The organism is Sphingobium sp. DC-2 (assembly GCF_000722555.1).
GTDB classification, from domain to species: Bacteria; Pseudomonadota; Alphaproteobacteria; order Sphingomonadales; family Sphingomonadaceae; genus Sphingobium; species Sphingobium quisquiliarum.
Genome location: NZ_JNAC01000024.1, coordinates 35,946 through 54,298 on the forward strand (window position 1 = coordinate 35,946; position 18,353 = coordinate 54,298).

Annotated in this window: 16 protein-coding genes; 14 read left to right on the plus strand and 2 right to left on the minus strand. The window is 63.5% G+C overall.

What is annotated here, in order from left to right:
• Positions 1–6: 6 nt before the first annotated feature.
• From nuoF to ET21_RS0103305, 13 genes are all read left to right on the plus strand, one after another.
• Positions 7–1,323 (plus strand): NADH-quinone oxidoreductase subunit NuoF, encoded by a 1,317-nt coding sequence (gene nuoF / locus ET21_RS0103245; protein WP_030538560.1) that lies wholly within the window; start codon positions 7–9, stop codon positions 1,321–1,323.
• 2 nt (positions 1,324–1,325) lie between these two features.
• Positions 1,326–3,332, plus strand: a complete 2,007-nt coding sequence (gene nuoG, locus ET21_RS0103250; RefSeq protein WP_030538561.1) for an NADH-quinone oxidoreductase subunit NuoG — start codon at positions 1,326–1,328, stop codon at positions 3,330–3,332.
• A 115-nt stretch (positions 3,333–3,447) separates the two neighbouring features.
• Positions 3,448–4,497 carry an NADH-quinone oxidoreductase subunit NuoH gene (gene nuoH / locus ET21_RS0103255; RefSeq protein ID WP_030538562.1) on the plus strand — a complete coding sequence of 350 codons (1,050 nt, stop codon included), beginning with the start codon at positions 3,448–3,450 and terminating at the stop codon, positions 4,495–4,497.
• Complete coding sequence (nuoI, locus tag ET21_RS0103260; RefSeq protein ID WP_021239948.1) at positions 4,494–4,979, plus strand: NADH-quinone oxidoreductase subunit NuoI; 486 nt, start codon at positions 4,494–4,496, stop codon at positions 4,977–4,979. Before nuoH ends, nuoI begins: the two co-directional genes overlap by 4 nt.
• A 141-nt stretch (positions 4,980–5,120) precedes the next feature.
• Positions 5,121–5,732: an NADH-quinone oxidoreductase subunit J gene (locus ET21_RS0103265; RefSeq protein ID WP_021239949.1), complete on the plus strand. Its 612-nt coding sequence runs from the start codon at positions 5,121–5,123 to the stop codon at positions 5,730–5,732.
• Positions 5,729–6,034: an NADH-quinone oxidoreductase subunit NuoK gene (gene nuoK, locus ET21_RS0103270; RefSeq protein ID WP_021239950.1), complete on the plus strand. Its 306-nt coding sequence runs from the start codon at positions 5,729–5,731 to the stop codon at positions 6,032–6,034. Before ET21_RS0103265 ends, nuoK begins: the two co-directional genes overlap by 4 nt.
• A gap of 6 nt (positions 6,035–6,040) precedes the next feature.
• Positions 6,041–8,140, plus strand: a complete 2,100-nt coding sequence (gene nuoL / locus ET21_RS0103275; RefSeq protein WP_021239951.1) for an NADH-quinone oxidoreductase subunit L — start codon at positions 6,041–6,043, stop codon at positions 8,138–8,140.
• On the plus strand, positions 8,140–9,693 hold the full coding sequence (locus tag ET21_RS0103280; RefSeq protein ID WP_030538563.1) for an NADH-quinone oxidoreductase subunit M: 1,554 nt from the start codon (positions 8,140–8,142) through the stop codon (positions 9,691–9,693). The genes nuoL and ET21_RS0103280 overlap by 1 nt, the downstream gene beginning before the upstream one ends.
• Positions 9,693–11,129, plus strand: coding sequence for an NADH-quinone oxidoreductase subunit NuoN (gene nuoN, locus ET21_RS0103285; protein WP_030538564.1), 1,437 nt, complete (start codon positions 9,693–9,695; stop codon positions 11,127–11,129). Before ET21_RS0103280 ends, nuoN begins: the two co-directional genes overlap by 1 nt.
• A gap of 5 nt (positions 11,130–11,134) precedes the next feature.
• Entirely contained in the window at positions 11,135–11,833 is a 699-nt protein-coding gene (locus tag ET21_RS0103290; RefSeq protein WP_272945209.1) for a biotin--[acetyl-CoA-carboxylase] ligase, read from the plus strand.
• Positions 11,834–11,848: 15 nt separating this feature from the next.
• Positions 11,849–12,628 carry a type III pantothenate kinase gene (locus ET21_RS0103295; protein WP_030538566.1) on the plus strand — a complete coding sequence of 260 codons (780 nt, stop codon included), beginning with the start codon at positions 11,849–11,851 and terminating at the stop codon, positions 12,626–12,628.
• The gene (locus ET21_RS0103300; protein ID WP_030538567.1) at positions 12,628–14,265 is read left to right on the plus strand and encodes a ribonuclease J; all 1,638 of its coding nucleotides are present in this window, start codon (positions 12,628–12,630) and stop codon (positions 14,263–14,265) included. The genes ET21_RS0103295 and ET21_RS0103300 overlap by 1 nt, the downstream gene beginning before the upstream one ends.
• Before the next feature lie 9 nt (positions 14,266–14,274).
• Complete coding sequence (locus tag ET21_RS0103305) at positions 14,275–14,535, plus strand: DUF1467 family protein (protein ID WP_021239957.1); 261 nt, start codon at positions 14,275–14,277, stop codon at positions 14,533–14,535.
• A 25-nt stretch (positions 14,536–14,560) separates the two neighbouring features.
• Here the strand turns inward: ET21_RS0103305 and ET21_RS28885 are convergent, their stop codons facing one another.
• Both ET21_RS28885 and ET21_RS0103315 read right to left on the minus strand, forming a co-directional pair.
• Positions 14,561–15,169, minus strand: a complete 609-nt coding sequence (locus tag ET21_RS28885) for a cation transporter (RefSeq protein ID WP_369291526.1) — start codon at positions 15,167–15,169, stop codon at positions 14,561–14,563.
• A 76-nt stretch (positions 15,170–15,245) separates the two neighbouring features.
• Positions 15,246–17,918, minus strand: a complete 2,673-nt coding sequence (locus ET21_RS0103315; RefSeq protein WP_030538568.1) for a hypothetical protein — start codon at positions 17,916–17,918, stop codon at positions 15,246–15,248.
• 79 nt (positions 17,919–17,997) lie between these two features.
• On the opposite strand from ET21_RS0103315, the gene ET21_RS0103320 reads away from it, so the two are divergent.
• Positions 17,998–18,300, plus strand: a complete 303-nt coding sequence (locus tag ET21_RS0103320; protein ID WP_030538569.1) for an Hpt domain-containing protein — start codon at positions 17,998–18,000, stop codon at positions 18,298–18,300.
• The last annotated feature ends 53 nt before the right edge of the window (positions 18,301–18,353 follow it).

The following is an 18,353-nucleotide window of genomic DNA, read 5'->3' on the forward strand; positions in this document are numbered from 1 at the left end:
CTCTTGATGTCTGACGTCATCGCACCCCTTGCCGATAAGGACCGCATCTTCACAAACGTCTATGGCTTCCAGGACTGGGGCATCGACGCGGCGATGAAGCGCGGCGATTGGGATAATACCAAGGCGCTGCTGGACATCGGCCAGGACGAGATCATCGAGCGCATGAAGGCCAGCGGTCTGCGCGGCCGTGGCGGCGCAGGCTTCCCGACCGGCATGAAGTGGAGCTTCATGCCCAAGGAAAGCAAGGATGGCCGTCCGAGCTTCCTGGTCATCAATGCGGACGAATCCGAACCCGGTTCGTGCAAGGACCGCGAGATCATCCGTCATGATCCGCACAAGCTGATCGAGGGCGCGCTGGTCGCCGGTTTCGCGATGCGGGCGCGGGCCGCCTATATCTATATTCGCGGCGAGTTCATCTATGAGGCGAAAGTCCTCTTCGCCGCTGTCGAGCAGGCCTATGAAAAGGGTTTCCTGGGCAAGAACGCATGCGGCTCCGGTTATGATTTCGACGTCTTCGTCCATCGCGGCGCGGGCGCCTATATCTGCGGCGAGGAAACCGCGCAGATCGAAAGCCTGGAGGGCAAGAAGGGCCAGCCGCGCCTTAAACCGCCCTTCCCGGCGGGCGCGGGCCTCTATGGCTGCCCGACGACGGTCAACAATGTGGAATCGATCGCGGTTTCGCCGACGATCCTGCGGCGCGGGCCCGAATGGTTCTCCAGCTTCGGGCGGGAGAATAACAAGGGCACGAAGCTGTTCCAGATCAGCGGCCATGTGAACAAGCCCTGCGTCGTCGAAGAATCCATGGGCATCAGCTTCAAGGAACTGATCGACCGGCATTGCGGCGGCATTCGCGGCGGCTGGGACAATTTGCTGGCGGTGATCCCCGGCGGTTCTTCGGTTCCTCTGGTTCCGGCGGCGCAGATCATGGACGCGCCGATGGACTTTGATGGCCTGAAAGCGCTTGGCTCCGGCCTCGGCACGGCGGCGGTCATCGTCATGGACAAGTCGACCGACATCGTCCGGGCGATTTCGCGGCTGTCCTACTTCTACAAGCATGAGAGCTGCGGCCAGTGCACGCCCTGCCGCGAAGGCACCGGCTGGATGTGGCGGGTGATGGAGCGTCTGCGCACCGGTGAGGCCGACATCGGCGAAATCGACATGCTGCATGAGGTCACCAAGCAGGTCGAAGGCCACACCATCTGCGCGCTCGGCGACGCGGCGGCCTGGCCGATCCAGGGCCTGATCCGGCACTTCCGCCCGGAGATCGAGCGGCGGATCAACGAGAATAAGGGTGGCGCCCCCGTCATGGAGGCAGCGGAGTAATCATGCCCAAGGTCAAAGTAGACGGCGTAGAACTCGAAGTCCCGGCGGGCGCGACCGTCCTCCAGGCTTGCGAGCTGGCGGGGAAGGAAATTCCGCGCTTCTGCTATCATGAGCGGCTGAGCATCGCGGGCAATTGCCGCATGTGCCTGGTCGAGGTGAAGCCCGGGCCGCCCAAGCCGCAGGCGAGCTGTGCGCTCCCGGCAGCGGACAATCAGGAAATCTTCACGCAGACTGAAATGGTCAAGAAGGCGCGCGAAGGGGTGATGGAGTTCCTGCTCATCAACCACCCGCTCGACTGCCCGATCTGCGACCAGGGCGGCGAGTGCGATTTGCAGGACCAATCGGTCGCCTATGGCCGTGGCGGCAGCCGCTTCGACGAGAACAAGCGCGCCGTTACCGAGAAGTATATGGGTCCGATCGTTAAGACGGTCATGACCCGCTGCATCCAGTGCACCCGTTGCGTGCGTTTTGCCGAGGAAGTCGCGGGCGTGCCGGAAATCGGCGCCATCTATCGCGGCGAGAATATGCAGATCACCACCTATCTCGAACATGCCGCGAAAAGCGAACTGTCGGGCAATGTGGTGGACCTGTGCCCGGTCGGCGCGCTGACGTCCAAGCCCTATGCCTTCGAGGCGCGTCCTTGGGAACTGCGCAAGACCCCGGCGATCGACGTGATGGACGCGGTCGGCACCAACATCCGGCTCGACAGCCGTGGCCGTCAGGTGCTGCGCGCCGTTCCACGCATCAATGATGACGTGAACGAGGAGTGGGCGAGCGACAAGACCCGGCACAATGTCGATGGCCTGGTTCGCAAGCGGCTCGACAAGCCCTATGTGCGCAGAGACGGCAAGCTGGTGCCGGCGACATGGAACGAGGCGTTCGCCGCGATCGCCGCCGTCAAGCATGGCGGTTCGGTGGCCGCGCTCGCGGGCGATCTGCTGGATTGCGAGACGATGTTCGCGGCCAAGCTGCTGGTCCAGAAGCTGGGCGGGACGATGCTGGAAGGGCGTCAGACCGGCCTTGCCTATGACGTGTCGAGCCTGTCGGCGGTGAACTTCAACACGACGCTGAACGGCATCGAAACGGCGGACGCGATCCTGCTGGTCGGCACCAACCTGCGCTGGGAAGCGCCGCTGGTGAACACGCGCATCCGCAAGGCGATCAAGAAGGGCGCGAAGGTCTTCGCCCTCGGCCCGCAGGTGGACCTGACCTACAAGGTCGAATGGCTGGGCAATGACGCTTCGCTGCTGGCCAAGCTGCCGGAAGCGGTGGTCGAGGCGTTCGGAAAGGCGGCACGTCCGGCGGTGATCGTCGGCGGCGGCGTTCTGGCCAAGGACGGCGCGCATGGCGATACGCTGGCGCTGGTCGAGACGCTGGGCCTCATCAAAGATGGCTGGAACGGTTACAATGTCCTGCATTTCGCAGCGGCGCGCATGGGCGGGCTGATGCTGGGCTATGCGGTGGACGGCGGGATTAGGTCGGTGGCGGCGGCGAAGCCGAAGCTGCTCTTGTCGCTGGGCGCGGACGAGGTTGACTATTCGGCGTTCGAAGGCAGCTTCAAGGTCTATATCGGCCACCATGGGGACAAGGGCGCGCATGCGGCGGACGTGATCCTGCCGGGCGCGAGCTATGCCGAAAAGGCGGGCACCTACGTCAATCTGGAAGGCCGGGTGCAGCACGGCGAAAAGGCCGTGTTCGCGCCAGGCGACGCGCGCGAGGACTGGTCGATCCTGCGCGCGCTGTCCGAAGTGCTGGGCGCGACCTTGCCGTTCGACAGCTTCGAGCAGCTTCGGGCCGAAATGGCGAAGGCCGTTCCGGCGCTGGGCGTCGAAGGGCTGGCCGATTATGGCTGGTCCATGCCCAGGCTACCTACCGGCGCGAGCGGCGAGTTCGGTTCGCCGATCAAGGACTTCTACCTGACCAACGCCATCTGCCGCGCCAGCCCGACGATGCAGCAATGTTCGGCCGAGCTGATCCATGGCGAGAGCTTCGCGGAGGCCGCGGAGTGATGGAACAGGTACATACATCCGTCCGGTTCGAGCCTGTCGAGAACCGCTGCACCGACCTTGCGAAACATGCTTCTCGACTTCGCTCGAAGCGAACGGGGGAAGGACATAAGGCCCGATGACCGCTTTCTTCCAAAATCTTGGTATGCCCTTCAACGGTGCGTGGCTGCTTTCCACTGTCATCGGCATCCTGCTGATCGCCTTGCCGCTGATGCTGGCGGTGGCGATGATCATCTATGCCGACCGCAAGATCTGGGCGGCGATGGCGCTGCGCCGCGGCCCGAACGTCGTCGGACCTTTCGGTCTGCTCCAATCTTTCGCCGACGGGGCCAAGGCGTTCCTGCAAGAAACCATCATTCCTTCGGCCGCCAACCGGGTGCTGTTCCTGATCGCGCCGATCATCACCTTCACGGTCGCGCTGATCGCCTGGGCGGTGGTGCCGTTCCAGGCCGGGGTGGTGCTGGCCAACATCAATGTCGGCCTGCTCTACATCCTCGCGATCAGTTCGCTGGGGGTGTACGGCATCGTGCTGGCTGGCTGGGCGTCCAACTCCAAATATCCCTTCTATTCGGCGATCCGCGCCAGCGCGCAGATGATCAGCTATGAAGTCTCGATCGGCTTCATCCTGATCTGCGTCGTGCTGTGGGCGGGCAGCTTCAACCTGACCATGATCGTTGAAAGCCAGAAGGGCTATTATGGCTTCCTGAACGGCAATGGCTTCAACCCGCTGCTCTTTCCGATGGCGATCATGTTCCTGATTTCAGCCATGGCCGAAACGGCGCGCGCGCCCTTTGACCTGACCGAGGCGGAGTCGGAGCTGGTGGCCGGTTATCAGACCGAATATTCGTCCATGGCCTTCGCGCTCTACTGGCTGGGCGAATATGCGAACGTGCTGCTGATGTGCGCGCTGAACGCCGTCCTGTTCTGGGGTGGCTACCTGCCCCCGATCGACTGGGCGCCGCTCTATTATGTGCCGGGCATCATCTGGCTTTTCGCGAAGATCCTGTTCTTCTTCTTCGTCTTCTCCTGGGTGAAGGCGACGGTGCCCCGCTACCGGTACGACCAGTTGATGCGGCTGGGCTGGAAAGTGTTCCTGCCGGTCTCCCTCTTCTTCGTCTTCCTGGTTTCGGGCTTCCTGATGTTTACGCGCTACGGAGGCGTTCAATGAGCCTCGGCTATTATGTCAAATCCTTCACCCTCTGGGAGTTCGTGAAGGCGCATGCCCTGACCTTGAAATATTTCTTCAAGCCCAAGGCGACGATCAACTATCCCTATGAGAAGAACCCGATTTCGCCGCGGTTCCGGGGAGAGCATGCGCTGCGCCGCTATCCCAACGGGGAGGAACGTTGCATCGCGTGCAAGCTGTGCGAGGCGATCTGCCCCGCGCAGGCGATCACCATCGAGGCGCAGCCGCGCGAGGATGGAAGCCGCCGCACGACGCGCTACGACATCGACATGACCAAGTGCATCTATTGCGGCTTCTGCCAGGAAGCCTGCCCGGTCGATGCCATCGTCGAAGGGCCGAACTTCGAATTTTCGACCGAAACCCGCGAGGAGCTTATCTACGACAAGGCCAAGCTTCTTGAAAATGGTGACAAATGGGAACGCGCCCTGGCCGCGAACCTTGCCGCCGATGCGCCCTACCGCTAATGGGCGCGCACTTGCCATTACACTCGGCTCCGTTCGTTTTGAGCGCCGTCGAGAAACTGGAACCTGGCGCGGCGTTTCTCGGCCGCGCTCGAAACGAACGGCGGTTAATCCAAGGCCGCATGAAGGGGCTGGTACTCTGACATGATTCACGTCTTCGCCTTTTACCTGTTCGCCACATTGGTGGTGTGCAGCGGCGCGCTGACGATCCTGTCGCGCAACCCGGTTCATTCGGTGCTGTGGCTGATCCTGGCCTTCTTCAATGCGGCTGGCCTGATGGTGCTGCTGGGCGCCGAATTCATCGCCATGCTGCTCGTCATCGTCTATGTGGGCGCGGTCGCCGTGCTGTTCCTGTTCGTCGTCATGATGCTGGACATCGATTTTGCCGAGCTGCGCGCCGGATTCGTCGATTATCTGCCCTTCGGCATGTTGATCGCGCTGGTGCTGCTGGCCGAGATCGTGCTGGGCATCGGCATCTGGAGCGCAGGCCCTATCGAACTGGCGCAGCGCGCGGCTCCGGTGAACCCGGAAATGTCGAACATCCAGGCGATCGGGACGCTTCTTTACACGCGCTATATCTTCCTGTTCGAAGCGGCCGGCATCGTGCTGCTGGTCGCGATGATCGGCGCGATCGTGCTGACCCATCGTGCACGCGGCGGCGTGCGCGGACAGGTCATTGCGAAGCAGAACCGCCGCCGTCCGCAGGATGCCGTGCGTAACGTCAATCAGCCCGTGGGGCAGGGGGTGGAGCTGTGATCGGCCTTCAGCACTATTTGGTGGTCAGTGCGATCCTGTTCGTGATGGGGGTGCTGGGCATCTTCATCAATCGCAAGAATGTCATCATCATCCTGATGGCCATCGAACTGATCCTGCTGAGCGTGAACATCAACTTCGTCGCCTTCAGCGCCTTCCTGGGCGATCTGGTGGGGCAGGTGTTCAGCATGTTCGTGCTGACCGTTGCGGCGGGTGAGGCGGCCATCGGCCTTGCCATCCTCGTCATCTATTTCCGTGGTCGCGGCACCATCGCCGTTGACGATGTCAACCGGATGAAGGGCTAAAGCTCGATGATCCAGCTTATCGTCCTTCTCCCGCTCATCGCGGCTGTCATCGCCGGTCTCGGCAACAAGGCGCTGGGCAAGCTGCCCGCGAAGATCATCACCACCGGCGCGCTGTTCGTCAGCTGCGCGCTGAGCTGGCCGATCTTCATCAGCTTCCTGACCGGACATGCGGAACCCTATGTCGCGCCCGCCTTCACCTGGATTCAGTCGGGCAGCTTCGATGCGCAGTGGGCGCTTCGTGTCGATGCGATGACGGCGGTCATGCTGGTGGTCATCACCAGCGTATCGAGCCTCGTCCATCTCTATAGCTGGGGCTATATGGAGGAGGAGCCGGACCAGCCGCGCTTCTTCGCCTATCTGTCGCTTTTCACATTCGCGATGCTGATGCTGGTGACGGCGAACAATCTGTTGCAGATGTTCTTCGGCTGGGAAGGCGTGGGCCTTGCCTCCTACCTGCTGATCGGCTTCTGGTTCCGCAAGCCTTCCGCCAACGCGGCCGCGATCAAGGCGTTCGTTGTCAACCGCGTCGGCGACCTTGGATTCATGCTGGGCATTTTCGGCACCTATCTGGTGTTCGACACCATCTCGATCCCGGAAATCCTGGCCGCCGCGCCGTCGATGGCCGGTTCGACCATCGGATTCCTTGGCCATCGTTTCGACACGATGACCGTGCTCTGCCTGCTGCTGTTCATCGGCGCGATGGGCAAGTCGGCACAGCTTGGTCTGCACACATGGTTGCCGGACGCGATGGAGGGCCCGACGCCCGTGTCGGCGCTGATCCATGCCGCCACCATGGTGACGGCGGGCGTGTTCATGGTGTGCCGCCTGTCCCCGATGTTCGAAACCTCGCCGACGGCGCTGGGCTTCGTGACCTTCATCGGCGCGGCCACCTGCCTGTTCGCGGCGACGGTGGGCACGGTGCAGAACGACATCAAGCGGGTCATCGCCTATTCGACCTGTTCACAGCTGGGCTATATGTTCTTCGCGGCGGGCGTCGGCGCTTATGGCGCGGCGATGTTCCACCTCTTCACCCACGCCTTCTTCAAGGCGCTGCTGTTCCTGGGCGCGGGTTCGGTCATCCATGCGATGCACCATGAGCAGGACATGCGTTACTATGGCGGTTTGAGGAAGGAGATTCCGGTCACCTTCTGGACGATGACGCTGGGCACGCTGGCGATCACCGGCGTCGGCATTCCGCTGCTGGGCTATGGTTTCGCGGGCTTCTATTCGAAGGACGCCATTCTGGAGTCGGCCTTTGCGGCTGGCGGATATGGCACCGGCGCATTCCTGGTCGGCGTGTTCGCGGCGCTGCTCACCAGCTTCTACAGCTGGCGGCTGGTGTTCCTGACCTTCTTCGGCAAACCGCGCTGGGCCGCGTCGGAGCATATTCAGCATGCGATCCACGACGCGCATGGCCATGGGCATGACGATCATGCCACCCATGGCCATGGCGCGGAGGATGACAATGCGCCCGCGCAGGAGAATGCGGGTCATGATCCGCACGGTGCTGAGAGGGACGCGCATGCTCTGCCCGCCGGAACGGGCGGCTACCATCCGTACGAAAGCCCCTGGGTCATGCTGTTGCCGCTGGTGGTGCTGAGCCTGGGCGCGGTGTTCGCGGGCTTCATCTTCCATGACCAGTTCATCGGGGCCGAAGGCGGCGTCGAGTTCTGGAAGGGAGCTCTCGCGTTCGACAGCCATTTGATGCATGCAGCGCATGAAGTGCCGGTATGGGTGAAGTTCTCGCCCTTCGCGGTGATGCTGACGGGTTTCGTCATCGCGTGGCTAAGCTACATCAAGAACACCGACTGGCCGCGGCGTTTCGTCGCCCACTTCGGCATCCTTTATCAGTTCCTGCTCAACAAATGGTATTTCGACGAGCTGTACAACTTCCTGTTCGTCAAGCCTGCCTTCGCCATCGGCCGCTTCTTCTGGAAGTTCGGCGACGTGGGCTTCATCGACCGCTTCGGGCCTAATGGCCTCGCTGCTCTGGTCGTGCAGGGCAATAAAGTCACCCGCCGGCTGCAATCCGGCTACCTCTACACATACGCGCTGGTGATGCTGATCGGCCTCGCCGCGGCCGCAACCTGGGCGATGACACGATAATGGACGGCTTCCCCATCCTTTCCCTGATGATGGCAGTGCCGATGGCGGGGGCCATCGCCTGTCTTTATGCGGGCGCCAACCAGGCGCGCTGGATCGCGTTGCTGGCGACGCTGGTCGATCTGGCGCTCGGTATCCTGCTCTGGGCGAATTTCGACCAGTCGGGCAGCGGGGCGCAGTGGCAGTTCCAGGAATATGCGCCGATCTTCGGCCGGTTCGCCTGGGCGCTGGGCATTGACGGTATTGCGCTGGTGCTGATCATGCTGACCGTGTTCCTGATGCCGATCTGCATCGGGGCGAGCTGGGAAGCGATCCAAAAGCGCGTTGGCGAATATATGGCCGCATTCCTGTTCATGGAGGTGCTGATGATCGGCGTCTTCACGGCGCAGGATCTCTACCTCTTCTACGTGATGTTCGAGGCTGGCCTGATCCCGATGTACCTCATCATCGGCATCTGGGGCGGGGCGGATCGCATCTACGCTTCCTACAAATTCTTCCTTTACACGCTCCTCGGATCGGTGCTGATGCTGATCGCGATGATGTGGATGGTGCATGAAGCTGGCACCACCGCCATCCCGACGCTGATGACCTATAATTTCGATCCGCAGGTCCAGGTCTGGCTGTTCCTCGCCTTCTTCGCGAGCTTTGCGGTGAAGATGCCGATGTGGCCGGTCCACACCTGGCTGCCCGACGCGCACGTTCAGGCGCCGACCGCCGGTTCGGTCATCCTGGCGGGCGTGCTGTTGAAGATGGGCGGTTACGGCTTCATCCGCTTCTCGCTGCCTATGTTCCCGGAGGCTTCGGCGCAGCTTGCCTGGCTGATCTGGGGACTGTCGATGGTCGCGGTCGTCTATACCAGCCTCGTCGCGCTGGTGCAGACGGACATGAAGAAGCTGATCGCTTATTCCTCGGTCGCGCATATGGCGATCGTGACGGTCGGCCTGTTCGCCTTCAACCAGGCGGGCATCGAGGGCGCGATGATGGTGATGCTGGGCCACGGCCTCGTGTCGGGCGCGCTGTTCCTGTGCGTCGGCGTCATCTATGACCGCCTGCATACGCGTGAGATTTCGCGCTATGGCGGCCTCAGCATCAACATGCCTAAATATGCGGTGCTGTTCCTGCTGTTCACCATGGCTTCGATCGGCCTGCCGGGCACGAGCAACTTCGTCGGCGAATTTCTGGCGCTGATGGGCATTTACCAGGTGTCGACCTGGGTGGCGCTGGTCTGCACCACGGGCATCATCTTGGGCGCGGCCTATATGCTCTACCTCTACCGCCGCATCGCCTATGGCGAGCAGAAGAATGCCGACGCCGCGGCCATGCCCGACCTGTCGGCGCGCGAAATCTGGCTGCTGGCGCCGATCGCCGCCGCCGTGTTGTGGATGGGCATCTATCCCGAAAGCTTCCTGGCGCCGATGCGGTCAGACATTCGCGCGCTGGAAGCTCGCATTGCCTCTGCCGCTCCGGCGGGGGATTCCAAGATCAAGATGGGGCCCGCCATTCCCACGGCGCAGGCTCATCATGAAGAAGAAGCAGCGCATGGGGAGGCGCACTGATGATTGAATCCGCTTCCCTTCTGGCTGTCCTGCCGGAACTGATCCTGACCGCTGGCGGTCTCGTGCTGCTGATGATCGCCGCCTTTAGCGGTGACGCGGCCGCGCGCGTCGTAAACTGGCTGTCGGTCCTGACCCTGCTGGTTGCGGGCCTCGCCCTGTCGACCTCCGTGGCCAATGGGCCCGTTGCTTTTGACGGGCTAGTCCGCGCCGATGCTTTCTCGGTCTTTGCCAAGGCGCTGATTTATGCCGCTGCTGGCGCGGCGATCCTGCTCGCGCCGCGCTATTTCCTTGCTGGAAGCGCGCTGCGGCCTGAATATCCGGTCCTCATCCTGTTCAGCAGCGTGGGCATGGGCATGATGGTGTCGGCGGGCGACATGCTGACGCTCTATGTCGGCCTGGAGATGCAGAGCCTTGCCGCCTATGTGCTGGCGAGCTTCATGCGGCAGGATGAACGTTCGTCCGAAGCGGGCCTGAAATATTTCGTGCTGGGTTCGCTGGCGAGCGGCATCCTGCTCTACGGCATCGCGCTGCTGTACGGCTTTACCGGCAGCACGAGCTTTGACGGCATCGCCGTCGCAATGGGCGATGGCGTGGGCAGGGGCGAGCTGTTCGGCATGGTGTTCCTGCTGGCGGGCCTGGCCTTCAAGATGAGCGCCGTGCCGTTCCATATGTGGACGCCGGACGTCTATGAAGGCGCGCCGACGCCGGTCACGACCTTCTTCGGCAGCGCGCCCAAGGTCGCCGCCATGGCGCTGACCGTACGCGTCGCGATCGAGGCGCTGGGTCCAGCCGGGCTGGACTGGCAGCAGATCGTGATCTTCGTGGCGCTCGCCTCCATCATCTTCGGCGCGGTAGCGGCCATCGGGCAGACCAACATCAAGCGCCTGATGGCCTATTCGTCGATCAACAATGTGGGCTTCGCGCTGATCGGTCTGGCCGCAGCGACGCCCGCGGGCGTGGCGGCGACGATGAGCTATATGGCAATCTATGTCGTGATGACCATCGGCGGCTTTGCCTGCATCCTGCAAATGCGCGATGCACAAGGCCGTCCGGTCGAGAGCATTGCCAGCCTGGCCGGACTGTCGCAGTCGCGCAAGGGGTTGGCGGCGGCGCTCGCCATCTTCATGTTCTCCATGGCGGGCATTCCGCCCCTCTTCGGCTTCTGGGCGAAGTTCCTGGTGTTCGATGCCGCCGTCGCGGCGGGCCTGACGGCGCTGGCGGTGTTCGGCATTGCCGCTTCGGTGATCGGCGCCTTCTATTATCTCAAGATCATCAAGACGATGTATTTCGATGAGCCTGCCGACGCCTATGAGTCACGGGGCGGCCCGGTTGAGAATGTCATCCTGACGGCCTGTGCCGTGGTGATCGTGGTCGGCTACCTTCTCAATCCGGCGCTTGATCATGCCAGCGCGGTGGCTGCGGCGTCGTTATTCTGACCGGCATCCGCTTCGTCGAGGAGACCGGCTCCACCAACGCCGACATGCTGGCGCTGGCGGAGCAGGGCGCTGCCGAAGGCACATGGCTGCGGGCGGCGCGCCAGACCGGCGGCCGGGGGCGGATGGGCCGTTCCTGGGAAAGCCCGGAAGGCAACCTTCATTGTTCGACCCTCGTCCGGCTGCACGCTGGCGACCCGCTGGCGCACACCCTGGCTCTGGTCGCGGCCAACGCGGTCCATGCGCTGATCGCACCGCTGTGCAAGGGGCAGGCGCAGATCAAATGGCCGAACGACCTGCTGGTGGATGGCGCGAAAATCGCGGGCATATTGCTTGAGCGGGCGGGCGACGCGATCGTCGTCGGCATCGGCGTCAATGTGGCCGGACATCCGGCGGGGCTCGACCGGCCCGTGACGAGCCTGACGGCACAAGGCGCGCCGGAGACTGACGCGGGCCTGCTGCTTGAGCGGCTGGCCCATCTGTTCGCTCATTGGCTGGCGATCTGGAGGGCGCAGGGGCTGGAGCCGGTATTGACGCACTGGCTGCTCAACGCCCATCCGGCCGGAACGCCGATGCGTGTCGTGCAACCCGACGGTCAGGTGATCGAGGGTGCGTTCGATACGCTGGACCGGCAGGGAATGCTGATCCTCCGCTTGGCGAATGGCGACACGCGTGCCATTCATGCGGGCGACATATTTCTCATCTGAATTCGAGGACCGGCCATGCTTCTCGCGATCGACGCGGGCAACACCAATGTGGTTTTCGCGCTGCTGGACGGGCGCGAAATCCGCGCGCGCTGGCGCATTGCGACCGACCCGCGCCGGACGGCAGACGAATATGCCGTTTGGCTGAACCAGCTGCTGATGCTGGAAGGCCACAAGATCAATGATGTCGATGCGGTTATCATTGCAACGGTCGTTCCCAGGGCGTTGCATAATTTGCAGGTGCTGGCCGAGAAATATTTCAAGGTGCCGGCGCTGATCGCGGGACAGGCTCCGGTGGAATGGGGCATTGAACTGGACGTTGCGGAGCCTGCTTCGGTCGGCGCTGACCGGGTTGTAAACGCCATCGCTGCCCACCACCTTTATGAAGGCGACCTGATCGTCATCGATTTCGGGACGGCGACGACCTTCGACGTGGTTGATTATCAGGGGAGCTACAAGGGCGGCATCATCGCCCCTGGCATCAACCTGTCCCTTGATGCATTGGTTGCTGCGGCGGCGAAGCTGCCCAAGATCGCCATCGCTCCGCCGGAGAACCGATCGGTTATCGGGCGAACGACGGAAGCGCAGATGCATATCGGCGTATTCTGGGGCTATGTGGCGATGATGGAAGGGCTGGTGGCGCGGATGCGCGCCGAAATCGGCCGCCCTGCCAAGGTGATTTCGACGGGCGGCCTTGCCGTCCTTTTTGACGAGAATAGCGATATTTTCGATGCGATCGTGCCGGACCTGACGATCATGGGGCTGGCGCTGCTGCACGAACGGAGTTTGAAAGACTGATGACACCTGGAAATGAGCTGCTGTTCCTGGCCCTGGGCGGGTCGGGGGAGATCGGCATGAATGTCAATCTCTATGGCTGCCAGGGTAAATGGGTGATGGTCGACCTGGGCCTGACCTTCGCCGATCCCGCCTATCCGGGCGTCGAACTGGTTCTGCCCGACCTGACCTTCATCGAGGAGCGGCGCGACGACCTGCTGGGCATCGTGCTGACCCATGGGCATGAGGACCATATCGGCGCCTTGCCCTATCTGGCGGCGGATCTAGGCGTGCCGCTCTATGCGACCCCGTTCACGGCTGGCCTGATCCGGTTGAAGCTGGAGGAAGAGGGGCTGACCAGCGAGGTCGAGCTAAACGTCATCGAGAATGAGGGGAGCTTCGCGCTCGGTCCGTTCGGCTTCCGCTATGTGCCGCTGGCGCATTCGATCCCGGAGGGCAATGCCGTGCTGATCGACACGCCCTATGGCAGGATATTCCACACGGGCGACTGGAAGCTGGATGAGAAGCCTCTGCTGGGCCAGCCGTCGACGCCGGAGGAATTGACCGCGATCGGTGATGAAGGCGTGCTGGCGCTGGTGTGTGACAGCACCAATGTCTTCAATCCCGAAGCGAGCGGATCGGAAGGCGACGTTCGCGAAGGGTTGATGCAGACGGTCGCGGGCGCGAAGGGCCGCGTGCTGGTCACGACCTTTGCATCCAATGCCGCGCGATTGCAGACGCTGGGCGAGGTGGCGGCCGCCACCAGGCGGCGGCTGTGCGTCGCGGGGCGTTCGCTCGACCGCATCATCTCGACCGCCAAGGCGGCGGGTTATCTCAAGGACTTTCCGCCGACCGTGGATTGGGACGATGTGATGGCCCTGCCGCATAATGAGGTGATGATCATCGCCACCGGCGGCCAGGGAGAGGCGCGGGCCGCGCTGTCGCGCATCGCGTTCGACAGCCATCCGATCAAGCTGGATGCTGGCGACACGGTCGTATTTTCCTCCAAGCAGATCCCCGGCAATGAAATCGCCATCGGCCGTATCCAGAATGCGCTCGCGGCCAAGGGTGTGCTGATGGTCACGGACCGTCAGGCCGAGGTGCATGTTTCCGGGCATCCGGGGCGGCCGGAGCTGGAGGCGATGTATCGCTGGGTTCGCCCGCAGATCCTGCTGCCAGTGCATGGCGAGCGGAGGCACATGGCCGAGCAGGCGCGGCTGGGCCTTGCCAGCGGCATTCCCCACGCGGTGGTGCAATCCAATGGCGACCTGCTGCGTCTGGCCCCCAACGGGCCGGAGATCATCGGGCATGAAGCGACCGGCAGACTGGTGCTGGACGGTGACGTGATCCTGCCCGCAGACGGCGCGACGATGAATGAGCGGCGCAAGGTGGCGCTGCATGGCCAGATCAGCGTCGCGGTGGCGCTCGACGGCAAGGGCAGGGTCCTTGGGACGCCGGCGCTACGGACGCAGGGCGTGCCGGTGGAAGAAGACAAGGCGGCATTTCTTGATGAAGCAGCGGAGGAGGCCGTCGCGGCGGTCGCCAAGGGCTCGCTGGACGAGGAAGCCCTGCGCGAGCGGGTCAGGCTGGCGGTGCGGAGGACGGCGACGCGCTGGACCGGCAAGAAGCCCGTGGTCGACGTGCTGCTCATTCGAGCCTAAGACAGCATCATGAACTGGTATGCCATCTTCGCCATCTATGTGTTGTTCTGGGTGATCAGCGCTTTCATCGTGCTGCCTTTCGGACTGAGGACGCCCGACGAAACGGGCGAAGTGATACTGAAAGGACAGGCGGACAGCGCGCCCAGCAATTTCCGTCCCGGCATTGTCGCCATTCGGGCGACGATCCTGTCGGCGGTGTTGTTCGGGATCTACTACGCCAACTATGTTCAGGGCTGGGTGACGCTGGATCAGTTCGTCCGGTTGTCGTGACCGGGCCAGCATAGCGCAATGCGGATCAGGCCGCTCGCAGGAGCGGCAGCGCCATGGCGGAACCGATCGCTATGTCAGGCCAAGGCGATTGCAGCAGGGCGACCGCAGCCGCCGCAATGAGCACGGCGCTGTTCGAAATGACATCGTTGCGCGAACATTCGAATGTGCTTGCCATGTTCATATCTTCGCTGCGGAAGGGCCAGAGCAAACGCAGGCGATAGAGATTGGCAACCAAAGCGAGCGCGCCAAAGGCGAGCGTCAGTACGGGCGAGGGCGGCATGCCGGACTGAATCTTGACGATCACGCTGATGGCGATGCCAACGCCCAGCAGCAGGATAAACAGCCCCTTGAACAAGGCCGCGCCCGCCTTCCACCGTTCCGTCCTGCCAAGCGCGTAGAGGCTGATGGCATAGACCAGCGCATCGCGAGCATGCCGGTGGCGTCGGCCATCAGAGCGGTTGAACCGGCAACGATGCCCGCCCCGAACTCGACGAAGAACATGATGGCGTTGATCGCCAGCATGATGATCAGCAACTTGCGCTGATCCGCCTGCCGCGCGAGGCGCTCGATCTCCGAAGCCTTTGATGAGTAGCAACTGTCCGCCAGCGCAGGAATATGGACCGGCGGGCCCCACGTCGCCACGAGCGCTCGCGGTGTTGCAAGCGGCCGGGGAGGGCTATCGCACCTTCTCCCCATGCAGCGCTTCGCTCTTATTGACGCAGCCGCTCGATGGCCTGCGCGAGGGCGACGTAGAGCTTGCCCATGTCAGACGACAGGATGGCGACGCCCAGCGCATTGCCATCACGCGCCGACAGGATGATCCGCAGCATCGATTCGAAATCATGGATGTAGCGGTTCACATGATCCTGAAATTCCAGGTCATTGTCATAGTGCAGCGCGATTTCGCGGGACTCTCCGGCGTCGAGCAGCTTCACCGCGCGTCTGGTGAAAACCCCGCGATCGCCCTTCAGATAGGAGGACCAGGCCGAGTCCGTCACATCGTTGGACAGGATCTTGGTGACGTCGATGGCGGTGCTGTTGAGCGATTCGATCAGCAAGGCGGCACGGCGGGCGAAATGGTCGCGGTCACGCTCCTCGGCCGCGCGTTCGGCTTCCTCGATCTTCGACTGGACGCTGGCGCTGGTGTCGGCAATCGTCAGCAGCTGGCGCGTCAGGCGGTCGGATGCCTGATGTGCGGCCTTCACCGCTTCTTCGGCGACTCGCGCGACCATTTCGATCTGCGCGGTGACCTTGTCATCAATGGCGCGCTGCAAGGCTTGCTCGCTTGCGTCGGCCAGGGACTGGGCGGCGTCGGGAATGGCCCGGCCGAGCGCCTGGCGCGCGCGCTCCGCTGCCTGATCGGCAGTGTCCTTGACGCGCAGAAGGGCCGTGACGAGAAGTGGCCCGGCCCCTTCGGTGATGCGCGTCGCGTCCTGATGCGCGTTGTCGAGGGCCGTGCGAAGTTTCTCCACCAGTTCGCGATTGGCTTCGACGCCGCTCTGCGTGCTTTCCAGCCATTCGGTGAGGCGACGGCCCTGTCCACGCAGCAATTCTTCCGCTTCCTGCGTGCGCCCGACCAATGCCTCGGAAATGGCCTCCAGCCGTTCCAGTTCGGGTGCGGCGCTTTCCAGCAGGGTCCGGCTGGTTTCGATCCGCGCGTCGAAGCGTTGCAGCGCCGCCGGGAAGGTCTCGTCCAATTCGCGGACGCTCGAATCGAGCGCCACCAGCAGGGTTTCGGCGGAGCTGATCAGCTTTTCGGCGGTGACACCGCCCGCTGCCAGCGAACTGTCGATCCTCTGCGTTTCCGCTGTCAGGCGGGTCAGCGCTTCGGTCAGCCGCTCATTGCGCGACAAGGCGGCGTCTTCCAGCGCGGCGAAACGCGCCTGGGCGCTGTCGACCGCTTCGCCCAGGGTGGCGTGCAGCCCCGCGACAAGCGTCCGCTGCCCATCGACCAGATCGTTGATCTGGTGAAGCCTGCTTTCGATCTCGCCCATATGGTCGGCAAGACCGGACACGGTTTCGTTGCTGATGCTGTCGATGCTGGCGCGCGAGCGGGTGATAAGGGCGTCGACCGCTTCGGCTTGCCGGGCGAGGCCGTGATCCGTGGCGGCCATGCCTTCTTTCGCCCGCGCCAGGGCGGCGTCCATCCGGTGGCGGAACTCCGCCTCGATCGCTTCGGCATCCCTGGCAAGGGCGGCGGTAGCGTTCTGGCTGGTGGCGGAGATGCCCGCCTGCGCGGTTTCGACGAGGGATCGCAGCGCGCCTGCCTGGGCGGTGAGATCCTGATCCGCGCTGGCCATGATGCCGCGGGCATGGGCGAGGGAGGCTTCCAGCCGCTGCCGGACGTCAGCCTCCGCCGCTTCCAGCTGGTCCGTGAGGATCGCGGCAACGGACTGGGTCGTTGCAGACAGATTGTCCCTGGTCCGCCCCATCAGGCTGTCGAGCATGGCGGATTTCTGTTCCAGATCCTGCCAGCCTTCCTCCATCGCCTTGCGCGCGCTCTGGGCCGTGGCGTCGATGCGGCCGGACGCGACATCGGCGAGGCCATTGACTTCCTCGCTGGCGGAACGGGTCGCTTCCCGCAGTTGGGTGAGCTGGGTGGACAGGCTCTTGGTAGCCGAAAGCGTTCGTGCCCGCGTATCGTCCGACAGTTCGCCAATGGCGTGCAGGCGCGCTTCGAGCGTGTCGATTCGCTCGGCAAGCGCGTGGCCATTGTCGCTGATCTGGGCGGCCATGCGGGTGGCGCGTTCCTCAAGGTCCGGCATGGACGCGATCAGGGCATCCATCCGCGCCGCCAGCGCAGCGCCCGCCCGTTCCGCCGCTTCCGCCTTTTCCGTCGTGCTGTTCGCGCGGCTGGCGATCAGTTCGGCGGAGGCTTCCATATTGCTGCTGGCGGCCGCGCCATAGCTGTCGAGCAGTTCCGCCTGATCATGCATGTTCTGCCGCGCGCTCGCCAATTGGGCATTGATCCGCGCAAGCCGCAGTTCCAGCATTTCCGTTTCGGTGCGCAGCGCGCGCGCGCTGTTCAGGTAGCGGCGCGACTCGGCCCGGCTGTTGCGGGTCATCAGCAGGTAGCAGAGGCCAAGCAGTACGATGGGGACCAGGATCGCCGCCACGATGCCCGGCCATGCGGCGGGACCGGCACGCCATTGTCCCGTGCTGATGGTCGCCCAGCCGGCAAAGCCAAGCCATGCCGCGCCAAGCACCGCGAAGGCCATGGCCGTCCGCCGCGCCGCGCGCTCATCCCTGGCGATGGCTTCGCTTTCCGCCTCCAGATCCTGGAGGGCCTGCTTCGATTGCAGATCATCCTCCGCCTGCGACTCATTGGTGGTCGCTATGCTCTTGTTGCGCCAAAATTCGACGATTGTGCTGCCCCCGGTCATGCACCCATCCTAACAGCTTTTCAGCGCAACAAAATGCCCCGTTACCAAAACTTAACGCAAGCCCGATAGCGTTGACCCCATGTCCTATGATCCTGGCGCCCTGGATGCCGCACTTGCCGCAGCGGTCGGCGAAGATATCGCGCTAATCGCCGATCTGCGCGTGGCGTTCATGGAGAGCGCCGAGCGGCAGCTGGACCTGCTCCGCCGCGCCCGTTGCGACGCGAACTGGGAATTGGCGGCGTGGCGGCTCAAGGGGCTGGCAGCGAGCTTCGGCCTCACCAGCCTGATGGCGATCGCGGATGAGGCGGCCAGCAGCGCGCCAGGCGACCCGCGCGTCCTGCGGCAGATGCGCATGACGCTGGACCGGCTTCGCAACGGCTGACGCGCGGCGCTTGCGCGGACGGCTTCTCCTTGCGAAAAGGCGGGCCTCACAAG